This window comes from Pseudomonas sp. UMAB-40, assembly GCF_900095275.1.
In the GTDB taxonomy this organism is placed as follows: Bacteria; Pseudomonadota; Gammaproteobacteria; order Pseudomonadales; family Pseudomonadaceae; genus Aquipseudomonas; species Aquipseudomonas mandelii_B.
Genome location: NZ_LT607571.1, coordinates 62,161 through 82,685 on the forward strand (window position 1 = coordinate 62,161; position 20,525 = coordinate 82,685).

18 protein-coding genes are annotated in these 20,525 nt (G+C 59.0%); 7 read left to right on the forward strand and 11 right to left on the reverse strand.

Going from position 1 to position 20,525, the window contains the following annotated elements; translation table 11 throughout:
• The first annotated feature begins 7 nt into the window (after positions 1 to 7).
• The 5 genes from nuoN to K0F88_RS25465 all read left to right on the forward strand — a co-directional run bounded on the left by nuoN (position 8) and on the right by K0F88_RS25465 (position 4,937).
• On the forward strand, positions 8 to 1,471 hold the full coding sequence (gene nuoN / locus K0F88_RS25445; protein ID WP_219097048.1) for an NADH-quinone oxidoreductase subunit NuoN: 1,464 nt from the start codon (positions 8 to 10) through the stop codon (positions 1,469 to 1,471).
• A gap of 287 nt (positions 1,472 to 1,758) precedes the next feature.
• Complete coding sequence (locus K0F88_RS25450) at positions 1,759 to 2,109, forward strand: toxin (protein ID WP_094468063.1); 351 nt, start codon at positions 1,759 to 1,761, stop codon at positions 2,107 to 2,109.
• Positions 2,099 to 2,413 (forward strand): DNA-binding transcriptional regulator, encoded by a 315-nt coding sequence (locus K0F88_RS25455; RefSeq protein ID WP_094468064.1) that lies wholly within the window; start codon positions 2,099 to 2,101, stop codon positions 2,411 to 2,413. The genes K0F88_RS25450 and K0F88_RS25455 overlap by 11 nt, the downstream gene beginning before the upstream one ends.
• Positions 2,414 to 2,588: 175 nt before the next feature.
• On the forward strand, positions 2,589 to 3,914 hold the full coding sequence (locus tag K0F88_RS25460) for an OprD family porin (protein ID WP_219097049.1): 1,326 nt from the start codon (positions 2,589 to 2,591) through the stop codon (positions 3,912 to 3,914).
• A 327-nt stretch (positions 3,915 to 4,241) separates the two neighbouring features.
• Positions 4,242 to 4,937: a hypothetical protein gene (locus K0F88_RS25465; RefSeq protein WP_219097050.1), complete on the forward strand. Its 696-nt coding sequence runs from the start codon at positions 4,242 to 4,244 to the stop codon at positions 4,935 to 4,937.
• 181 nt (positions 4,938 to 5,118) lie between these two features.
• Here the strand turns inward: K0F88_RS25465 and K0F88_RS25470 are convergent, their stop codons facing one another.
• The 5 genes from K0F88_RS25470 to K0F88_RS25490 form a co-directional block, all read right to left on the reverse strand.
• On the reverse strand, positions 5,119 to 5,451 hold the full coding sequence (locus K0F88_RS25470) for a DUF2790 domain-containing protein (protein WP_219097051.1): 333 nt from the start codon (positions 5,449 to 5,451) through the stop codon (positions 5,119 to 5,121).
• 79 nt (positions 5,452 to 5,530) lie between these two features.
• Entirely contained in the window at positions 5,531 to 5,731 is a 201-nt protein-coding gene (locus K0F88_RS25475; RefSeq protein ID WP_094468067.1) for a co-regulatory protein PtrA N-terminal domain-containing protein, read from the reverse strand.
• A 199-nt stretch (positions 5,732 to 5,930) separates the two neighbouring features.
• A complete protein-coding gene (locus tag K0F88_RS25480; protein WP_219097052.1) occupies positions 5,931 to 9,083 on the reverse strand; it encodes a CusA/CzcA family heavy metal efflux RND transporter in 3,153 nt (1,050 codons plus the stop codon).
• A gap of 65 nt (positions 9,084 to 9,148) precedes the next feature.
• Complete coding sequence (locus K0F88_RS25485) at positions 9,149 to 10,348, reverse strand: efflux RND transporter periplasmic adaptor subunit (RefSeq protein ID WP_094468069.1); 1,200 nt, start codon at positions 10,346 to 10,348, stop codon at positions 9,149 to 9,151.
• A gap of 49 nt (positions 10,349 to 10,397) precedes the next feature.
• Positions 10,398 to 11,669, reverse strand: coding sequence for a TolC family protein (locus K0F88_RS25490; RefSeq protein WP_094468070.1), 1,272 nt, complete (start codon positions 11,667 to 11,669; stop codon positions 10,398 to 10,400).
• A 464-nt stretch (positions 11,670 to 12,133) separates the two neighbouring features.
• Between K0F88_RS25490 and K0F88_RS25495 the strand changes: the two genes are divergently transcribed.
• Positions 12,134 to 12,808 carry a heavy metal response regulator transcription factor gene (locus K0F88_RS25495; RefSeq protein ID WP_094468071.1) on the forward strand — a complete coding sequence of 225 codons (675 nt, stop codon included), beginning with the start codon at positions 12,134 to 12,136 and terminating at the stop codon, positions 12,806 to 12,808.
• Positions 12,805 to 14,160 carry a heavy metal sensor histidine kinase gene (locus K0F88_RS25500; protein WP_219097053.1) on the forward strand — a complete coding sequence of 452 codons (1,356 nt, stop codon included), beginning with the start codon at positions 12,805 to 12,807 and terminating at the stop codon, positions 14,158 to 14,160. The genes K0F88_RS25495 and K0F88_RS25500 overlap by 4 nt, the downstream gene beginning before the upstream one ends.
• Positions 14,161 to 14,286: 126 nt before the next feature.
• Here K0F88_RS25500 and K0F88_RS25505 read toward each other — a convergent pair whose 3' ends face one another.
• Genes K0F88_RS25505 through K0F88_RS25530 form a run of 6 tightly spaced genes read right to left on the reverse strand, consistent with a single transcriptional unit; the run spans position 14,287 to position 20,224 of the window.
• A complete protein-coding gene (locus tag K0F88_RS25505; protein WP_219097054.1) occupies positions 14,287 to 16,029 on the reverse strand; it encodes an ABC transporter substrate-binding protein in 1,743 nt (580 codons plus the stop codon).
• Between the two features lie 48 nt (positions 16,030 to 16,077).
• Positions 16,078 to 16,350 (reverse strand): DUF2160 domain-containing protein, encoded by a 273-nt coding sequence (locus tag K0F88_RS25510; RefSeq protein ID WP_109629387.1) that lies wholly within the window; start codon positions 16,348 to 16,350, stop codon positions 16,078 to 16,080.
• Positions 16,351 to 16,360: 10 nt separating this feature from the next.
• Positions 16,361 to 17,161, reverse strand: a complete 801-nt coding sequence (locus K0F88_RS25515) for a carbohydrate ABC transporter permease (RefSeq protein WP_131062347.1) — start codon at positions 17,159 to 17,161, stop codon at positions 16,361 to 16,363.
• A gap of 8 nt (positions 17,162 to 17,169) precedes the next feature.
• Positions 17,170 to 18,036, reverse strand: a complete 867-nt coding sequence (locus K0F88_RS25520) for a carbohydrate ABC transporter permease (protein WP_219097055.1) — start codon at positions 18,034 to 18,036, stop codon at positions 17,170 to 17,172.
• Entirely contained in the window at positions 18,033 to 19,130 is a 1,098-nt protein-coding gene (locus K0F88_RS25525; protein ID WP_219097056.1) for an ABC transporter ATP-binding protein, read from the reverse strand. Before K0F88_RS25525 ends, K0F88_RS25520 begins: the two co-directional genes overlap by 4 nt.
• Positions 19,130 to 20,224, reverse strand: coding sequence for an ABC transporter ATP-binding protein (locus K0F88_RS25530; RefSeq protein ID WP_219097057.1), 1,095 nt, complete (start codon positions 20,222 to 20,224; stop codon positions 19,130 to 19,132). Before K0F88_RS25530 ends, K0F88_RS25525 begins: the two co-directional genes overlap by 1 nt.
• Positions 20,225 to 20,525 lie beyond the last annotated feature (301 nt).

The following is a 20,525-nucleotide window of genomic DNA, read 5'->3' on the forward strand; positions in this document are numbered from 1 at the left end:
GAGCGCTATGGAATTCACGACTCAACACTTTATCGCGCTTGCGCCGTTGTTGATCACCAGCGCCACGATCATCGTGGTGATGCTGGCGATCGCCTGGCGCCGCAACCACTCGCAGACCTTCCTGATTTCCGTGGCGGGTCTGAACCTGGCATTGCTGTCGATCCTGCCAGCCCTGAAAGTCGCGCCTCTGGCCGTGACTCCGTTGCTGCAGATCGACACCTTCGCCTGCCTGTACATGGCGCTGATCCTGGTCGCCACCCTCGCCTGTGTGACCCTCGCCCACGCCTACCTCGGCGATGGCGGTTCGGGTTATCCGGGCAACCGTGAAGAACTTTACCTGCTGATCCTGATGGCCGCCGCCGGTGGCCTGGTGCTGGTCAGCGCGCAGCACCTGGCCGGGTTGTTCATCGGTCTGGAACTGCTCTCGGTACCGGTCTACGGTCTGGTGGCTTATGCCTTCTTCAACAAGCGCTCGCTGGAAGCCGGTATCAAGTACATGGTGCTGTCGGCCGCCGGTTCCGCGTTCCTGTTGTTTGGTATGGCCCTGCTCTACGCCGACTCCGGCAGCCTGAGCTTCGTCGGTATCGGCCAGGCGCTAGCGGCCACCGGTCTGCCAAGCTCGCTGGCGCAACTGGGCCTGGGCATGATGCTGATCGGTCTGGCGTTCAAGCTGTCGCTGGTACCGTTCCACCTCTGGACCCCGGACGTTTACGAAGGTGCTCCGGCACCGGTGGCGGCGTTCCTGGCCACCGCTTCGAAAGTCGCTGTGTTTGCGGTGATGGTGCGTCTGTTCCAGATCTCGCCAGCGGCGAGCAGCGGTGTACTCAGCGACGTGCTGACCATCATCGCCATCGCGTCGATCCTGTTCGGTAACCTGCTGGCACTGACCCAGAGCAACCTCAAGCGTCTGCTGGGTTACTCGTCCATCGCCCACTTCGGCTACCTGCTGATCGCCCTGGTGGCGAGCAAGGGTCTGGCCGTGGAAGCCATCGGCGTGTACCTGGTCACCTACGTCATCACCAGCCTCGGCGCGTTCGGCGTGATCACGCTGATGTCCTCGCCGTACAACGGCCGTGACGCCGATGCCCTGTACGAATACCGCGGCCTGTTCTGGCGCCGTCCGTACCTGACCGCCGTCCTGACCGTGATGATGCTGTCCCTGGCCGGTATCCCGCTGACCGCGGGCTTCATCGGCAAGTTCTACATCATCGCCACCGGTGTCGAGTCGCACCAATGGTGGCTGGTCGGTTCCCTGGTACTGGGCAGCGCCATCGGCGTCTTCTACTACCTGCGCGTGATGGTCACCCTGTACCTGATCGAGCCCAACCTGCGTCGCCACGATGCGCAACTGCACTGGGAGCAAAAGGCAGGCGGCGTGATGCTGCTGGCTATCGCGCTGGTCGCGTTCTTCCTCGGCGTCTACCCGCAGCCATTGCTGACCCTGGTTCAGCAGGCGGGTCTGGCGGGCTGATTGCATAGCGATACTCGGTAGAAACAGAAACGGCACCTTCGGGTGCCGTTTTTGCATTTGCGGGATCGTGATTTTCAAGCATCGATTTATGCACCGCCTCAGAGTTCAGTCCCACTGCGAAGTATCCCCTCTCTTTTATCGAACGCTCTCACCGCACGGGTCGATTCGTCCTACAGGTGTTTTTACAACCGAGGTCTACCGTTGAAAACGGGAGCGAAAAGGATGGCTTTAATGCCTTGACCGATTCGATTATCGAGACAACACTATACGTAGGTAGCGTACAGAACATGGATGCTCTTTTTATCGAATTACGTATGTTTCAGAAACATCGGGACAATTACCTGGATGACGATCTGTTTCGCAGCTTTCAGCTGGAGTTGCTGAGGAATCCGGAAGCAGGCGATCTCATTGAGGGCGCCGGTGGCCTGCGCAAAATCCGCTTCTGCGATCAACGCCGAGGCAAGGGCAAGCGCAGCGGATTACGGGTGATTTACTACTGGTGGTCAGGCTTCGATCAATTCTGGCTGTTCACCGTGTATGACAAAAACGAGCAAGACGACCTGTCGCCCTCCCAGAAAAAAATTTTCAGACAAGCGCTAGAAAGAGAAATCAACACGAGATCCCACTATGAAACGTGACATTTTTTCCGAGCTGATGGATGGCCTCGAAGCCCTGGCGGATGAGCGCCAAGGCAAAATCACTTTGCGAACCCACAAGGTTCAGTTGCCAAAACTGGTGCCCATCACGGCCGAGGAAGTGGTAGCCATCCGCCAACAGCTCAACCTCTCCCGGTCTGTGTTCGCCATGTATCTGCGCACCAACACCCGAACCCTGGAGAACTGGGAACAGGGACGGGCAATACCCAATGCCCAAGCCACGACCCTGATACGTCTGGTTGAACGCTTTCCGCAGACGATCGAACAACTCGCAGCCCTGACCTGAATGCTCAGGGCTGTTACTCCAACCACATAACGAAATTGTAATTCCCGCATCACCTTGGCGTTATCCGCAGCTTGCAACGATGTCACCCGGCGACCATGCCGGCGGGCCTTCTCCGCCGAACAATAAAACCCACGCCGAAGCACGTTCCCGTTCTGCCGAACCCAAGGAGTGATTAATGGTTAACAATACAAAAATGTCGATCGCCGCTTTAGCGGTGGTGGTCGGCTCCGGGCCGTCCATGGTGATGGCGGATGATAAAGCCGAAGGGTTTGTCGAGGGCAGCAGCCTGACGGTGCTCAACCGTAATTTCTACTTCAACCGTGATTACCGCAACGGCCAGTCCAGCCCCACCGGCAATGGTTATTCCGAAGCCTGGGCCCATGCGGTGATCAGCAAGTTCGAATCCGGGTTTACCCAAGGCACCGTTGGGGTCGGTGTCGATGCGTTTGCGATGATCGGCTTGAAGCTCGACACCGGTGATGGGCGCAACGGTGGCCGTAGCTCGTTTGATGTGCTGCCAGTCAACAATGATGGCGAGGCGCGGGACGAGTACACCAAGGTCGGCGGCGCCGCCAAAGTGCGAGCCTTCGATACGGTGGTCAAGGTCGGTGACGTGTTCCCGGCCAATCCGGTGGTGGCGGCAGGTGACTCGCGATTGCTGCCGGAGAGCTTTCGCGGTGTGACGGCGGTCAACACCAGCATCGAAGGGCTGTCGGTTCAGGGCGGCCGGTTGCATGCGATGAGCCAGCCCGTGTCCAGCGACATGCGCGAGAACTTCTCCACGTTTTATGCCGGCCCGGTCAATTCGCCATGGATCGCTTACGGCGGCGGCGACTATGTACTGAACAAAAACCTCAGTTTCAGCCTGTACTCCAGCCGCCTCAAGGATGCCTGGAATCAGTACTACGCCGGCACTGCCTGGACCTATCCGCTATCGGATGACCTGTCGCTGTTTGGCGGCCTGAATTATTACAAGGCTGTCGACGAAGGCAAACAACTGCTCGGCAAGTTCGACAACAACATCTGGAGCGGTCGGGTCGGCGTGAAACTCGGCGCGCACTCCGTTGCTCTTTCGCACCAGCGCAACAACGGCAACGACGACTTCGATTACCTGCGTCAATCCGACTCGATCTTCCTCGACAACTCCATCCAGTACAGCGACTTCAACTCGCCCAAGGAACGTTCGTGGATGGTCCGATACGACCTCGACATGACCCCTTACGGCGTACCGGGGCTCTCGTTCATGACTCGTTACGCCCGTGGCACCGACGCCAATTACTCCAACGCCAACGCCGTGTACATGCGCCGCGATGCTGACGGTAATCCACTGACGGACCAGAAGCGCTGGGAGCGTGATGTCGAAGTCAAATACGTGGTGCAGAGCGGCTCGTTGAAAGACATGTCTCTGCGTTTGCGCCAGGCCACTACCCGCGCCACGGCGTTTGAGTCGGATCTGGATGAAGTACGGCTGATTGTCGAGTACCCGTTGGCGATTCTCTGAGTTAACCCTTCATACCCATTCACCTTTAGAAGCTCCTTGCTCCTTTGGTAAGAGGTGAATCCTTTGGCGTCCTTCGGGGCGCCTTTTTTCGCCCGCTGAATAACCGATTTTGTGGCGAAGGAGCTTGGTCCCGCTCGGCGGCGCAACCATCGCAAAACCGGCCATCCGAATCACTCAGGTTTCAGGGCTGCTGCGCAACCAACGTCGCCGCTTGCGCAATGCCAAGCAGCGTATTGCGGTTTGCGACGACTACACCGCCGTGGGCTTTTCAGGTGCGCGACATTAGAATGGCATCACTTCAAAGCTGTAAATCAAAAGGAATGAATCGTGATCGTACTAATAGGGCTGGTGGCGTTGTTTGGATTGCTGTCTTTGGTGGTGGCGGTTGTCGGGCTGATAGCGCCGACTGTTTTCAAGAGCAAAAAAACCGGCAAGGTCCCGACACGATGGACCTTGTTCATGGGTGGGTTGGGCTTCATGTTGCTTGCCTCTGCTCTTGTTGACTACCTCAACCCCAAAACTCAAGGCTTCGAGTCCGTGGCAACTGTTGAAGCAAACGCCAACCGTTCCGCAAACTCCATGGGCTTGACGGTCAATGAGTTCCATAACGCGTTCAACGACGCGATAGGCCGATACAACAAGGCATTCAAAACTGCCGACTTTGAAGTTCAGACGGGTGGGGCCACCGACACGTTCTCGCATGCTTTCAGCGAGGACCTGGCGATGATGGGAACCCTCGATAAAAATGACGGCAACGTCGACATGGTGATCCTTAACATCTCACCAAATGAGGAGCAATCACTTCAGATATTTTCTGTTCTGCTTGCGATCACTGAAGCACTCAACCCTGGCATCCCAGTGGATCAGAACAAAAAAATGGTCATGGACGTTTTCCATGAGTCTGTTAAGAATTTCGACTCTAAAGAACCCACCGAGCGCAAGGTTGGCGACCTTAATTACTCAGCGACGACGACTCGTCACACAGGAATGATGTTTTCTGTCGTAAAGAGCAGCAAAAACTGAGTCATCCAGAACACTGAAAAACCGCGCCCCTCAACAGGTCGCGGTTATTCAAGGAATGCCAAAGCGCTAAATCCCCCTCCAGCAGCTAAAGGTGGATTAGTTAGACAGAAGGCTCCCCATTTCCCAAACAACCTTTAAACATCCTGAATTGAAATACGCACTGTTGGGGGATTGTGTGGCCTCAGCCACCGCTGTTTCGGCAGAGACCCGCCACGCTGTATTTGAGGGTGTTGAGCTGTCCTTTCGAATCTTCATAAGTCATTGCGGCGGGGGTGACAGCGCAGGCTGGCTGCGGCTTCACAACGCTGACAATTTTCACTACATCCAGCTTCATGCCGTATTCATAGTTCTTCACTACCGGCGCCGCTTTGCCTTGGCTCACGGCGTATTGCTCCATGGCTTTGTAGTTGGCGCTAAACGCGCGCTCAAAGGTTCGGTCGCCACCACCTTCGGCCAGTGCATTCAGAGACACGGCCATGACGCCGGCAAACGCGAGCAACTTGAAACCTTCCATATCCATATCCCTCCAGTCCGGACTCATGAAAAAGCCCGGCATCGGCGTTCGATGACAGGCCTGGTGTGATGCGGCACGCTTACAGATCTTTGGTTTTTTCGTCCTTCTTTTCGTTGACGACGACCGGATCGCGGGTCTGTTCCTTGGCGACAAACAGCTCCACCGATCGGTCATTGGATGCCATCATTTTTTCGAAGGTTCTGTCGCCGCCACCTTCAGCCATGGCCAGAGAAGACATCAGCAACGCCGCCGCAAACGTACTCAATTGTGTAAATTTCATCGTTGATTCCTCGTTTAATTAACTAACGGAATCAGGTTAACAATCCGAACCTATCGCCACGGTGGCGGGGAAATTACATATCCGTTATGTGGCGCAAAACCTGTGGGAGCGCGCCTGCTCGCGATGACTTAACAACATTCAACATCATTGTTAATTGACCCACCGCTATCACGAGCAGGCTCGCTCCCACAAAGTAAAACTATGCGGCGGGTACAACGTCCTCATCGCGGCGATGGGCGAGCTGATACAGCGCAGGCAATATCAGCAGGGTGAGGATGGTCGAGGACAGGACTCCGCCGATCACCACCGTCGCCAATGGGCGTTGCACTTCGGCCCCGGTGCCGGTCGCCAGCGCCATCGGGATGAAGCCCAGCGATGCTACCAGCGCCGTCATCAACACCGGGCGCAGCCGGGTCAGCGCACCTTCGTTGATCGCGTCAAACAGCGAACGCCCCTCCTCCCGTAGATTGCGGATAAACGCGATCATCACCAGACCGTTGAGCACTGCGACACCCGACAGCGCGATAAAACCGACACCCGCTGAAATCGACAGCGGAATATCCCGCAGCCACAGCGCCATGACACCCCCGGTCAGCGCAAACGGAATCCCGGTAAACACCAACAGGCCATCCTTGAGGTTGTTGAACATCATGAACAACAACCCAAACACCAGCAGCAACGCCACCGGCACCACGATCTGCAAACGCTTGGCCGCCGACTGCAACTGTTCGAACTGGCCGCCCCAACTGATCCAGTATCCGGCCGGCACCTGCACGTCACGCTCGATCACCTCACCCGCTTCGCTGACGAACGAGCCGATATCGCGTCCGCGCACGTTGGCGCTGACGATCACCAGGCGCTTGCCGTTTTCGCGGCTGACCTGGTTCGGGCCGAGCACCAGATCGAGGCTGGCGACTTCCTTCAAGGCAATGAAACCGATCTGCGCCGCATCGCCATTCAGCGGCGCCGGCACTGGAATCAACAGCGCCGACAAGCCGTCGATGTCCTTGCGCATGGCATCGGACAAACGCACAACCATGTCGAAACGCCGGTCACCCTCATATAACGTTCCGGCCTGACGCCCACCCACCGCCACGGTAATGGTGTCCTGCACATCGCCGACGTTGAGCCCGTAACGCGCAGCCTTGTCGCGATCGATGTTGATGGTCAGCACCGGCAGCCCGGTGGTTTGCTCGACCTTCACTTCAGAGGCGCCGTTGACCTTCTGCATGGCGGCGGCAATCTTCGCCGCCGTGGCGTTCAGCACGTCCATGTCATCGCCGAACACCTTGACCGCCACATCGCTGCGCACGCCGGAGATCAGTTCGTTGAAGCGCAACTGGATCGGCTGCGATAGTTCATAGTTGCTGCCCGGCAGCGTCGCGGCGGCGGCTTGGAGTTCGGCCATCAGGGTTTCACGAGACTTGCCCGGGTCCGGCCACTGCTCCTTGGGCTTGAGCATCACGTAGCTGTCGGAGATATTCGGCGGCATCGGGTCGGAGGCGATTTCCGCGGTGCCGGTGCGGGCGAATACGCGCTCGACTTCCGGCACTTTGCCGAGGATCAGGGTTTCCAGACGCTGCTGCATGTCCACCGATTGTGTGAGGCTGGTGCCCGGCACACGCAAGGCTTGCAGGGCAAAATCGCCCTCGCTGAGGCTCGGCACGAACTCGCTGCCCATGCGGCTGGTCAGCACGCCGCTGAGCACAATCACGCCCAACGCCGCCCCCACCGCCACTGCCCGATGGCTCATCACCCACGCCAGCGCCGGCGCATACACCCGACGCGCACCGCGCATCACCATGCCCTCTTCTTCCTTGACCTTGCCGGTGACGAACAGCGCAATCGCGGCAGGAACAAAGGTCACCGACAGCAGCATGGCGCCGAGTAACGCGATCACCACAGTGAACGCCATCGGGTGGAACATTTTCCCTTCGACGCCGCTCAGGGCGAAGATCGGCAGGTACACGACCATGATGATCAACTGGCCGAAAATGAGCGGTCGCCGAGCCTCCTTGGCCGCCGCAAACACTTCATGGAAACGCTCGGAACGGGTCAGCAAACGCCCGTGATGCTGCTGCGCATGGGCCAGCCGTCGCAGCGTGTTTTCGACAATCACCACCGCGCCGTCGACGATGATGCCGAAGTCGAGTGCGCCCAGGCTCATCAGGTTGGCGCTGACCTTGTTGCTGTACATGCCGGTGAAGGTGAACAGCATCGACAGCGGAATCACCATCGCGGTAATCAATGCCGCGCGGATGTTGCCGAGGAACAGGAACAGAATCGCGATCACCAGAATCGCGCCTTCGATCAGGTTCTTTTTCACCGTGGCAATGGCTTTGTCCACCAGGTGCGTGCGGTCGTACACCGGCACCGCGATCACGCCCTTGGGCAGCGAACGGTTGATCTGTTCCAGCTTGCTGGCGACGGCCTGGGACACGGTGCGGCTGTTTTCACCGATCAGCATGAACACGGTACCGAGCACCACTTCACGGCCGTTTTCCGTGGCCGCACCGCTGCGCAGTTCGCGGCCGATGTCCACGGTGGCGACGTTCTTCACCCGGATCGGCGTGCCATCGACGTTGGCCATGACGATGTTGGCGATGTCCTCGGTGCTCGCCACTTGCCCCGGCGCACGAATCAGCAACTGCTCGCCGCTGCGCTCGATGTACCCGGCGCCGACGTTGGCGTTGTTGCGCTCCAGCGCTGTGATCAGATCAGTGAGGGTCAGCTTGTACGCCGCCAGCCGTTTCGGGTCTGGCGCAATCTGATATTCCTTGGCAAAACCACCGATGGTGTTGATCTCGGCGACACCCGGCACGTTGCGCAATTGCGGCTTGATGATCCAGTCCTGGATCACTCGCAGATCGGTCGGCGTGTAGGGCGTGCCATCGTCCTTCAGCGCGCCCTCCTTCGCCTCCACCGTCCACAGGAAAATCTCCCCGAGCCCGGTAGAAATCGGCCCCATGACCGCTTCGGCGCCTTCGGGCAATTGCTCCTTGGCGATCTGCAAGCGCTCGTTGACCAATTGCCGGGCGAAGAACAGATCGGTGCCGTCCTTGAAGATCACCGTGACCTGCGACAGCCCCGAACGCGACAGCGAACGGGTCTGCTCCAGCGCCGGCAGACCGGCCATGGCGGTTTCAATCGGGAAGGTGATGCGTTGTTCGGTTTCCAGCGGTGAGAACCCGGCGGCGCCGGTGTTGATTTGCACCTGGACGTTGGTGATGTCGGGCACGGCGTCGATCGGCAGTTTTTGATAACTGGCGATCCCGAGGCCGGCCATGAGCAGAACAGCGAGCAGCACGATGATGCGCTGCTCGATAGCAAACTGGATCAGGCGTTCGAACATGAGAACCTTCTCGTCGAGGGGGCGAATCGATGGGCGACTTTAGTGGGAGTTTTCAACGAGCTTCTTCAATGAGAGTGCTCGGCCGAGCCCTTGCCCAGTTCCGATTTGAGAACGAAGCTGCCGGCCGCAGCGACTTGCGCACCAGCCTCCAGCCCCTGCGTGACTTCCACCTGACCCGCTGCACGACTGCCCAGCTCCACGGCCCGCGCCTGGAAACCGTCGTCGGTGCGCATGAACACCGTGGGTTTGTCCTCGACGGTCTGGATCGCAGCTTCCGGCACCGCCACTTTGGCCTGACGGCTGTCGGTGGCGACCCGTGCGGTGACGAACAATCCTGGACGCCACGAACCTTGAGGGTTTTCCAACGTGACGCGAACGGTGGCGGTGCGGGTCTGTTCGCCGAGCAAACTGCCGACGTAAGCCACCGTGCCGGAGACTTCCGCATTGAGTTCCGGGGCGCTGACGGTGACTGCTTTGCCCACTTGCACCTTGTTCAGATCCTTGGGCGAAACGCCGAAGGTCACCCATACTCGCGACAAGTCCGAGAGCGTGAACGCCGCCGTGGTTTCGTCGACCACTTCTCCTGGGGTCAGGTGCTTTTCCACCACCATGCCGTCGAACGGCGCGCGTAATTCATAACGATTGCCGCCGGTGGTAACCACGCTGCCACTGAGCACGCTGATTTTTTGCCGGGCGTTGCTCACGGCAATTTCAGCTTCTTCCAGCGCCTGGCGCGCCTGTAACACATCCTGCTCGGCGGAAATCTTGTCCTGCCACAACTGCTTCTCACGCTCGTAGGTGGTGCGCGCCAAGGCCAGGCGTCGTTGCGCCGCAGCCTGTTCGCTGCGTTGATCGGAGATCTGCTGGCTGGCGATCACCGCCAGCAGTTGGCCCTTCTTCACCCACTGCCCGAGATTGACCGACACCGACTCGACCACCCCCGGCACCCGCGGTACGACGTGGGCGGTGCGGTCTTCGTCGAAGCGCACTTCGCCGGGGAAAGACAAACCGAGGCTGATGCTTTGCGCCCGCGCTTCGGCCAGTTGGATGCCCGCCGCCGCGATCTGCTCGGTACTCAACGTCAGATGCCCCTCTTCGCCTTCGGCATGTTCGCCGTCGGCTGCAGCGCCTTCTTCGGCGTGGTCCGCATGCTCCGCCGCGTCATCGGCGTGGGCATCGATGGACCTGTTGCCCGTCCACATCGAGCCCATACCAAGGCCCAGCGCCAACGTTGCCACCGCGACAACGATCAGTTTTTTATCCATGGAAACTCCTCTGCGCCCTGTCATCGCGCAGTGATCTAAAAGGTGAAATTCAAGGGCTGACGGCCAATGCGCCGAGGTCGCCGAAAATGCGTTCGATACGCACCCGCGCGTCCGTCGCCTCGGCAACGGCCTGGATGTATTGAGTGCGGGCGCTAATCAGGGTGCGCTGGGCGTCGAGCACGTCGAGGAAACCGAACTTGCCCATTTCGAAGCCGCGCGTGGCGCTGTCCACTGCACTTTGTGCGGCGGGCAGGATGGTCTGGTTGAACGCCTGTACTTCGCCGTTGGCGGTCCGCCATTGCTCAAGGGTGGTCTGTATTTCGGTGCGCAAGCGCAGTTCGGTGGCGTTGCGCAGATCACGCGCCTGATCGGTACGGCGCGCCGCCGCCAGCACGTTGCCCTGATTGCGGTTGAACAGCGGAATCGGCATCGACAGCCCGACCACGTTGATCCGCTCGCGCTCCCGTTCGCTGTACTGACTGCCAATGCTGACGGTCAGGTCGGGAATCCGTTGCGCCTTTTCCAGCCCCAACGACGCCTCGCGCTGATCGATCTGCAACTTGGCCAGTCGAAGCTCGGCGGTCTCGTTCAGGCGCTCCAGCAAGCGGGTCGGCGGCGGCACGACGGGCAAGCTTTGCGTGGCCGTCTGCACGGTGGTCGAAGTCGGTAACGGTGCGCCCATGACCTGCGCCAGTTGCTGATAGGCGTTGGCCTGATCGCGCTCGGCGCGGCTCAGTTCCAGTCGCACTTCGGAGCGTTGCACTTGTGCCCGTGTGCCTTCGACCGGCGACGACTTGCCCGCCTCGATCCGCCCCGACGCCACGCGCAAACCGTGCTCGGCCAGTTGCAGCGACTGGCGCGACAACTGCAACCGTTGCTGCGCAGTCTGGGCGCTGGTGAACGCCTGAATCACATCGGCGCGCAAAGCATTGCGCTTGCGCTCCAGTTCGAGCCCGGCGGCGTCCTGCGCGTGGCTGGCGACATCGATCCGCGCTCCGCGCTTGCCGCCCAGTTCAACTGGCTGGCTGAGCATCACGGTGGTGGTGCGCGAATCGCGGCGGGTGTCCTCGGCTTCCCAGGACACTTCGGGATTGGGGATCAGACCGGCCTGCTGGCGGTCACCTTCGGCGATGCCGATTTCCCATCGCGCCGCTGCCAAATCCGGGTTACCGGCGAATGCGGTTTGCAGGGCCTGATCGAGGGTCAGGGTCGATGCATTTGCGAGAGGCACCCCGACCAGCAACAAACCGCCGCTGACCATAACCACCCTCGCAGTCTTTTTCAGGCGTGACCGCGCCGTCAGCTCTCTTAAACCGGGCAATTGAGTACTTCCTTTAATCAAGAGTTTTCGATGCCGTCACGGTAGGGTTTTGAACTTATCGACAAGGTGACTGAAACATTACAAATCCGTTATCCACGGTTGCACCAAGTTGTTTTGCTCTAGCATGCAAAGTGCAATCAGCTAAGTAGCAATACATAGAAACAAATGATGCACCGTCATCTGCCGAACAGTACTTGCTTCAATTCAGCTCTCATGGGGCAGATGGACTTTTGTTCCCGTTCGCTGCGACAGGCTGTCGCAGACCTCTTTTTTAATGCCTAAACAGCGAGTTATCGGTTGACTCTGTAGTCACTAAAGCCTTTACCTTGCACGCCTGCAAACGGAGAAAACGCTGTAGGGAAATAGTTGTTCGTTATTCAAACCCGTCCGGAAGCCCTTACAAAAACAACACCTTTCCCGACCACCTTAATTAAATATCCATTAAATAAAAGTGGTGATTGATCATGCGAATCCTTGTCGTCGAGGACGAGCTTAAAGCTGCCGAATACTTACAACAGGGACTGACGGAAAGTGGTTATATCGTTGACCACGCCGCCAATGGCGCCGATGGATTGCATCTGGCGCAACAACAGGTTTATGACCTGATCATTCTGGATGTGAATCTGCCGGAACTGGACGGCTGGGGCGTGCTGGAACACCTGCGGCGCACCCACACCACGCGAGTGATGATGCTCACCGCGCGCGGTCGCCTGGCGGACAAAATTCGTGGCCTCGATCTGGGCGCCGATGATTATCTGCTCAAGCCGTTCGAGTTTCCGGAATTGCTGGCACGGGTGCGCACTTTGATGCGCCGCAGCGAATACATCCCGGTACCGCAGGTACTGAAAGTCGCCGACCTGGAACTCGACCCTGGCCGTCATCGTGCGTTTCGTGGCGAACAGCGTATTGACCTGACCACCAAGGAGTTCGCCCTGCTGCATCTGTTGATGCGCCAGTCTGGCGAAGTGCTGACCCGTACCCAGATCATTTCGCTGGTGTGGGACATGAACTTCGACTGCGACACCAACGTGGTCGAAGTGTCGATCAGACGTTTGCGGGCGAAGATCGATGACCCGTTCGACAACAAGTTGATCCACACCCTGCGCGGTGTCGGCTACGTGCTGGAGTCGCGGGAATGAAGCCGGCCAGCCTGTCGATGCGGCTGGGGCTGACAGTCAGTATTCTCGGCGCGCTGCTGGTGGTGTTCCTGGCGATCCTGGCGTATTTCGCCCTGACCCATGAGCTGAACGCGTTATCCAAAGGCAGTCTGGAAAAGAAAATGGTGCAGGTTGAACACAGCCTGACGCTGTACACCGACACCGGGGAAATCAGCACGAAACCGCACATTCTGCTTGATCAGGTCATGGGGCACGACAACCTCACGCTAACGATTTACGACTACAGCAACCTGCGCACACCACTGCTCAAATCCGGCACCGGCATGGCCGATCCACGACTTGAATTGAAGGCGGTGCGGGCAGTCAGCAACGAGTTAACCTACGCCACCAGCACTGACGCCGGGGGTGCGAAATTCCTCACGGCGTCCAGGCTGATCAGCCTCAAGGACGGCACCCGCGTCCCGGTGCTGCTATCGATGGACAACGCCCACAATGAGGCCTTGCTCAGCGCCTACCTGCGCTCGACCCTGATTGCCTTGCCGTTGCTGCTGATCTTTATAGGGCTGACTGCCTGGGGCGCGGTCCAGCGTGGTCTGGCGCCGATGCGTGAATTTCGCAAAGTGGCGGCGATGGTCTCGACCCAGGATCTGGATCATCGGCTGTCGGTGGTGAACATGCCCCAGGAGCTGAGCGAACTGGCGCAGGGCATCAACTTCATGCTGCACCGCCTCGACGCCGGCGTGCAGCAGCTGTCGCAGTTCTCTGATGATCTGGCGCATGAGCTGCGTACCCCGATCAGCAATTTGATGGGCAAGGCGCAGGTGACGTTGTCCCGCGAACGCAGCGTGGATGAGTACAAGGACGTGCTGTTTCTGGCACAGGTCAGTCACCCGTCAGCGCTCGCGCCGTTCGAGTCGGTTGCCCTGGAAGAAGAAGCCTGGAAAGTCGTCGAGATGTTTTCCCTGTCGGCGCAGGACAAGCAGATCCAGCTGAACGTGGTCGGCAATGCGCGGGTGATGGGTGACCGGTTGATGATTCAACGGGCGATCTCTAATTTGCTGTCCAACGCGCTGCGCCATTGCCCGGTCGGGAAAACCGTGACGCTGTTGATTGAGCGCGGCGCGAGCCAGGCCTCATTGCTGGTCAGCAACCCTGGCGCGGGGATTGAGGCACAGCATCTGCCGCACCTGTTTGATCGGTTCTACCGAGTCGACAGCAGCCGCTCGCGTTCACAAGGCAGCACCGGGCTGGGATTGGCGATTGTGCGGTCGATCATGAGCCTGCATCAGGGAGTGGCCGAGGTGAAGAGCCTGCCGGGTGCGATGACGGTGTTTCGGTTGGGATTTCCCGCGGTTGAGGGGCTGGCGCGCTGAGCCGGTCACACAGGCTTTGAACACCGCAGATCATTGTGGGAGCTAGCTTGCTCGCGATAGCAATGGATCAGACGCCAAAAAAAACGGCACCTCTCGGTGCCGTTCTGACTCACATGATCCAGCTATTTATTTACGCGCCGCCTCCCACGATTTCAGCAGTTCGGCATAACTCACGGTTTCACCCTTAGGCTTCTCGTTCGCCAGTTTCGGCTTCGGTGCACCCGGCTGATCGAACCAGTACTGAGCATCGCGCTCCGGGTTCATTTTCGGTGCGCAGGTGGCTTGCGCCTTCGAGCGTTCCAGACGCGTCATGATCGCGTCCTGATCCTTGGCCAGGCCATCCAGCGCCTGCTGCGGGGTTTTCTCGCCGCTGGCCGCTTCCGCGATGTGGCTCCACCACAGTTGTGCCAACCGTGGATAGTCCGGCACGTTGGTCCCGGTCGGGGTCCATTGCACGCGGGCCGGGCTGCGATAGAACTCGACCAGGCCACCGAGTTTAGGTGCCAGGTCGGTCATGGCTTGCGAGTTGATGTCCGACTCACGAATCGGCGTCAGGCCGACGATGGTTTTCTTCAGCGACACGGTTTTCGACGTGACGAATTGCGCATAGAGCCAGGCCGCCAGTTTCTGCTTCTCAGGCGTGGACTTCATGAACGTCCACGAACCCACGTCCTGATACCCCAGCTTCATGCCCTCTTCCCAGTACGGTCCGCGGGGAGATGGCGCCATGCGCCATTTCGGCGTGCCGTCGGCATTCATTACCGGCAGGCCCGGTTTGGTCATGTCGGCGGTGAACGCGGTGTACCAGAAGATCTGCTGGGCGATGTTGCCTTGGGACGGTACCGGGCCCGATTCGGAAAAGGTCATGCCCGCCGCTTCCGGTGGCGCGTAGGCCTTGAGCCAGTCGACGTATTTCTGCGTCGCATAGACCGCCGCCGGGCCGTTGGTGTCGCCGCCACGGGTCACGCTGGAGCCGACCGGGTGGCAATCCTCGACGCGGATGCCCCACTCGTCCACCGGTAAACCGTTAGGGATGCCTTTGTCGCCGGCACCGGCCATGGAGAACCAGGCATCGGTGAAGCGCCAGCCGAGGGACGGGTCTTTCTTGCCGTAGTCCATGTGCCCGTAGACACGCTTGCCGTCGATCTCCTTGACGTCTTCGCTGAAGAACTTGGCGATGTCTTCATAGGCCGACCAATTCACCGGTACGCCCAATTCGTAGCCGTATTTCTCCTTGAACTTGGCCTTGAGTTCCGGCCGTTCGAACCAGTCGGCGCGGAACCAGTACAGGTTGGCGAACTGTTGGTCAGGCAATTGATAGATCTTGCCGTCCGGCGCGGTGGTGAACGAGATACCGATGAAGTCTTTGAGGTCGAGGGTTGGCGAGGTGAAGTTCTTGCCTTCGTTGGCCATCAGGTCGGTGATCGATTCGGTCTTGCCGTAGCGAAAGTGCGTACCGATCAAGTCCGAGTCGTTGACCCAGCCGTCATAGATGTTCTTGTCCGACTGCATCTGGGTCTGCAGCTTTTCCACCACGTCGCCTTCTTGCAGCAAGTCGTGGGTCAGCTTGATCCCGGTGATTTCGGTGAAAGCCTTGGCCAGGGTTTTGGATTCATATTCGTGGGTCGCGATGGTTTCCGACACCACCTTGATGCTCATCCCGCGAAACGGCTCGGCGGCCTTGATGAACCACTTCAGCTCTTCGAGCTGCTGCTCTGGCGTGAGGGTGGACGGTTTGAATTCACTGCCGATCCACTTCTTCGCGGCGTCTTCGTAGGCATCGGCCCAGGCCGAAGCGCTCAGACCGCTGAGTGCCAGCATGGCTGCCAATGAAATGCTATGTCGCAGCTTATTGTTTTTGTCGAACATAGAGACCTCCTGTTTGGTTTTCGGAGCAACATTGCCGATCGATTTCGACTAGCCCCAACGCATCACAGCCAACAGCCACACCAGGGACAACGCGAACGCAACCCAGATGCTCCAGTCGGTGACGCCGATTACCAGCAAATGCAGGTAGGCGCTGCCGAGAAGACCGATAAACAGCCGATCGCCACGGGTGGTGGCAATCGGCAAGAAACCACGCCGAGGGACACTCGGCGAACGTAATTCCCAGGTCGTCATGCCCGCCAGGATCAGGCCAATGGCGATGAAGAACGCCGCCGTGGGGACAGTCCAGCTCATCCATTCCATCATCAGCTCCTCAGACCCGGCCCAGGGCAAAGCCCTTGGCCACGTGGTTGCGAACAAACCAGATCACCAGCATGCCCGGCAGAATGGTCAACACCCCCGCTGCCGCCAGCACGCCCCAGTCGATACCCGACGCCGAGACCGTGCGGGTCATCACCGCCGCAATCGGTTTGGCGTTCACCGATGTCAGCGTCCGCGCCAGCAGCAGTTCGACCCAGGAAAACATGAAGCAGAAGAACGCCGTGACACCGATCCCGGAGCCAATCAGCGGGACGAAAATCTTCACGAAGAACTTGGGGAAACTGTAGCCGTCAATGTAGGCGGTCTCGTCGATTTCTTTTGGAACGCCGGACATGAAACCTTCCAGAATCCACACCGCCAACGGCACGTTGAACAGGCAATGAGCCAGCGCCACGGCGATGTGCGTATCGAACAGACCAATCGAGGAATACAGCTGGAAGAACGGCAACAGGAACACCGCCGGTGGTGCCATGCGGTTGGTCAGCAGCCAGAAAAACAGGTGCTTGTCACCGAGAAAGCGGTAACGGGAGAACGCGTAAGCCGCCGGCAACGCCACGCTCAGGGAAATGATCGTGTTCAGGCTCACGTAGTACAGCGAGTTGAGGTAACCGGTGTACCAGGCCGGATCAGTGAAGATCACTTTGTAATTGGCGAAAGTGAAATCCTGCGGAAACAGCGTCAGGCCGCTGAGGATTTCCGTGTTGCTTTTGAAGGACATGTTCAGCAGCCAGTAGATCGGCACCAGCAGGAACAGGATGTAGATCAGCAGTGGAATCAGCTTTCTCTTGCTCATGATGGGCCTCAGCGGTTGGCGTCAGAGTGAGTCATGGCGGTGTAGAACAGCCAGGACACCAACAGGATGATCAGGAAGTACACCAGCGAGAAAGCCGCCGCGGGGCCGAGGTCGAACTGCCCGATGGCCATTTGCGTCAGGGTCTGGCTGAGGAAGGTCGTGGCATTCCCCGGCCCGCCGCCCGTGAGCACGAACGGCTCGGTGTAGATCATGAAACTGTCCATGAACCGCAGCATCACCGCGATCAGCAGCACGCTCTTGAGCTTGGGCAGCTGGATGTGTCGGAAAACCGCCCAGGCCGATGCCCGATCAATCCGCGCCGCCTGGTAATACACGTCCGGAATCGCCCGCAACCCGGAGAAGCACAACAGCGCCACCAGCGACGTCCAGTGCCAGACGTCCATCACCAGCACCGTGACCCAGGCGTCCATGGTGTTCGCCGCATAGTTGTAGTTGATACCCATCGCATTGAGGCTCGATCCCAGCAGGCCGATGTCGGCCCGGCCAAAGATCTGCCAAATGGTGCCGACCACGTTCCACGGGATCAGCAGCGGAATCGCCAGAATGATCAGCACCAACGATGACCAGCGGCCCTTGGTCGGCATGGTCAGGGCGATGGCGATACCCAGCGGGATTTCGATCAGCAATACGCAGGCGGAGTAGATGAACTGCCGCAACAGCGAGTCGTGCAGGCGAGGATCAAGCAGCACCTGTTTGTACCAGTCGGCACCGACAAAGTAGCGGCTGGACTGGTCGAAGATGTCCTGCACCGAGTAGTTGACCACGGTCATCATCGGGATCACCGCACTGAACGCCACCAGCAGAAACACCGGCAACACCAGCCACCAGGCCTTGTTGTTCTGCACCTTGTTCATGGCTGCACCTCCAGCAGGTAATCGTCGGCATAGACCATCAACCACTGCGCCGGAAAACTGATCCAGGCAGTGCCTTCGGGCACCGGTTTGTCTTCGGCCAGCCTTACTTTCAACGGGGCGCCGTCGAGGTTCAGGGTCATGATCTTGTAGGTGCCAAGGTCTTCGACGTGTATGACGTGGGCCTGCATCGCGTCATCGAACGGCTCGTCCCATACATGCACGAACTCGGGACGGATACCGACCTTCAGGGTTTTCCACTCGGACTCGGCGATGCGTTTCTGTTGCGCGTCAGACAAAGGCAGATGCGTCGACGCAAACCCGACACCGCCCGGTTGTGGCTGCACCTCGATCAGGTTCATTCCCGGACTGCCGATGAAGTAACCGACAAAGGTGTGGGTCGGTCGCTCGAACAATTCCCGCGGGGTGCCAAATTGCACGATCTGGCCGCCGTACATAACCGCGATCTTGTCGGCGAAGGTCGACGCTTCGAGCTGATCGTGGGTGACGTAAACCATGGTGATGTTGAACTGCTCGTGGATCTGCTTGAGCTTGCGCCGCAGCTTCCACTTCAGGTGCGGGTCAATCACCGTCAGCGGTTCATCAAAGAGGATGGCCGAGACGTCGTCGCGGACCAGTCCTCGGCCCATGGAGACTTTCTGTTTTTCGTCGGCGGTGAGGTTGCGCGCCTTTTTGCTCAACAGCGCCTGGAGGTCAAGGACCTCGGCAATTTCCTGCACCTTGCTGTGAATTTTCGCCTCGGCCATGCCCTGATTGCGCAGGGGGAAGGCCAGGTTGTCGAACACCGTCATGGTGTCGTACACCACCGGAAACTGGAAAACCTGAGCGATGTTGCGCTTCTCGGGGGTCAAGTCGTTGACCACTTTACTGTCGAACAGCACCTGGCCCTGAGACGGGCTGAGCAACCCGGAAATGATGTTGAGCAATGTCGACTTGCCGCAGCCCGAAGGCCCGAGCAAGGCATAAGCACCGCCCTGCTCCCAAACGTGGTCCATCTCGCGGATCGCGTAATCCTCGGGGCCGGTCGGCGCACTGGTGTAGCTGTGGGCGAGGTTCTGCAAACGGATTTCGGCCATCAAGCAACCCTCGCGATACGGCGACCGGGCGCCTGGACCAGCCGCCCCTGCGCATCGAACACAAACAGTTTATGGGTCGGGATATAGATGCGGATCGGCGCGTCGACGTCGTATTCGTGAACACCGGGCAAGTGCAGCACCAGCAGGAAATGCTCATTGCGCACGTGCAGGAAGGTTTCAGAGCCGCTGATCTCGGCCACCTCAACGGTGACGGCGAGCTCGAGGTCATCGTCGTTGCTCGGCACCAGTGAGATATGGCTCGGGCGCACGCCAAAGCGGAACTCACCCTCGCCGACCGGGCGCAAATCGACGTTCAACGGAAAGTGCACGAAATTGGCGAAGCTCACTTCGTTGCCGGCAATCCGCCCCGGCATCAGGTTGATCGGTGGTTCAGAGAACAGCTCCGCCGCCAGCACCGTCTGCGGTTGGTGATAGACCTCGGAGGATTTGCCGCTCTGGATCACCCGACCTTCGTGAAGAATGGTGGTGGTGCCGCCCAGCGCCAGCGCTTCGTTGGGTTCGGTGGTGGCGTAGATGGCGATGGTGTGCCGGGCCTTGAACAGCTCGCGCATTTCCTGACGCAGTTCCTCGCGCAGTTTGTAGTCGAGGTTGACCAGCGGCTCATCGAACAAGATCAACTCGGCATCCTTGACCAGCGCCCGGGCCATTGCGGTGCGCTGTTGCTGACCGCCGGAGAGTTCCAGCGGATAGCGCTGAAGAAACTTCTCGATGCGCAGCATCTTCGCGGTTTCCAGCACTTTGCTCTGGATCAGTTCATGGGAGACACCGCCCTGGCGCAAGGGCGAGGCGATGTTCTCGAACACGGTCATGGTCGGGTAATTAATGAACTGCTGATAGACCATCGACACGTTGCGCAAACGCACCGGGCGTTGCGTGACGTCGACACCGTTCATCAAGATGCGGCCGCTGTCGGGCTTGTCCAGGCCCGCCATCAGGCGCATGAGACTGGTTTTGCCGGACAGCGTGCGCCCGAGCAAAACGTTGAAGGATCCGGGTTCAAAACTAAGGCACGCATCGTCGATCCAGGTCTGGCCCTCGACGGTGCGGCTGACGTGCTCCAGGGTTAATGACATGGCTCGGCCTTTTTTATTATTTGGAGTCAAGCGACCCAGGCTGTAGAGCGAGTTTCATGCCAGAAAATGTAAGTGATTGAACCGCCTGGAAAATCTTCTAGACAGTGGGAAAACCACTTTCGTTGCTGAACAGAAATGAACAACCGCGACTGAACAATTGAACAATCCAGCCGTTGACAATGAACAATAGTGAACAACACTCTACGGACTGTTCACGATCCCTGTAGGAGCCGGCTTGCTGGCGATGGCGATTTAGATGACGCCATCGCCAGCAAGCCGGCTCCTACAAAGTCGTGGTGTG

Bases quoted from the DNA above. Each gene is read 5' to 3' on its own strand.
- nuoN (WP_219097048.1), top strand. From the start codon at position 8: ATGGAATTCACGACTCAACACTTTATCGCGCTTGCGCCGTTGTTGATC.
- K0F88_RS25450 (WP_094468063.1), top strand. From the start codon at position 1,759: ATGGATGCTCTTTTTATCGAATTACGTATGTTTCAGAAACATCGGGAC.
- K0F88_RS25455 (WP_094468064.1), top strand. From the start codon at position 2,099: ATGAAACGTGACATTTTTTCCGAGCTGATGGATGGCCTCGAAGCCCTG.
- K0F88_RS25460 (WP_219097049.1), top strand. From the start codon at position 2,589: ATGGTTAACAATACAAAAATGTCGATCGCCGCTTTAGCGGTGGTGGTC.
- K0F88_RS25470 (WP_219097051.1), bottom strand. From the start codon at position 5,451: ATGGAAGGTTTCAAGTTGCTCGCGTTTGCCGGCGTCATGGCCGTGTCT.
- K0F88_RS25475 (WP_094468067.1), bottom strand. From the start codon at position 5,731: ATGAAATTTACACAATTGAGTACGTTTGCGGCGGCGTTGCTGATGTCT.
- K0F88_RS25480 (WP_219097052.1), bottom strand. From the start codon at position 9,083: ATGTTCGAACGCCTGATCCAGTTTGCTATCGAGCAGCGCATCATCGTG.
- K0F88_RS25485 (WP_094468069.1), bottom strand. From the start codon at position 10,348: ATGGATAAAAAACTGATCGTTGTCGCGGTGGCAACGTTGGCGCTGGGC.
- K0F88_RS25495 (WP_094468071.1), top strand. From the start codon at position 12,134: ATGCGAATCCTTGTCGTCGAGGACGAGCTTAAAGCTGCCGAATACTTA.
- K0F88_RS25500 (WP_219097053.1), top strand. From the start codon at position 12,805: ATGAAGCCGGCCAGCCTGTCGATGCGGCTGGGGCTGACAGTCAGTATT.
- K0F88_RS25505 (WP_219097054.1), bottom strand. From the start codon at position 16,029: ATGTTCGACAAAAACAATAAGCTGCGACATAGCATTTCATTGGCAGCC.
- K0F88_RS25510 (WP_109629387.1), bottom strand. From the start codon at position 16,350: ATGGAATGGATGAGCTGGACTGTCCCCACGGCGGCGTTCTTCATCGCC.
- K0F88_RS25515 (WP_131062347.1), bottom strand. From the start codon at position 17,161: ATGAGCAAGAGAAAGCTGATTCCACTGCTGATCTACATCCTGTTCCTG.
- K0F88_RS25520 (WP_219097055.1), bottom strand. From the start codon at position 18,036: ATGAACAAGGTGCAGAACAACAAGGCCTGGTGGCTGGTGTTGCCGGTG.
- K0F88_RS25525 (WP_219097056.1), bottom strand. From the start codon at position 19,130: ATGGCCGAAATCCGTTTGCAGAACCTCGCCCACAGCTACACCAGTGCG.
- K0F88_RS25530 (WP_219097057.1), bottom strand. From the start codon at position 20,224: ATGTCATTAACCCTGGAGCACGTCAGCCGCACCGTCGAGGGCCAGACC.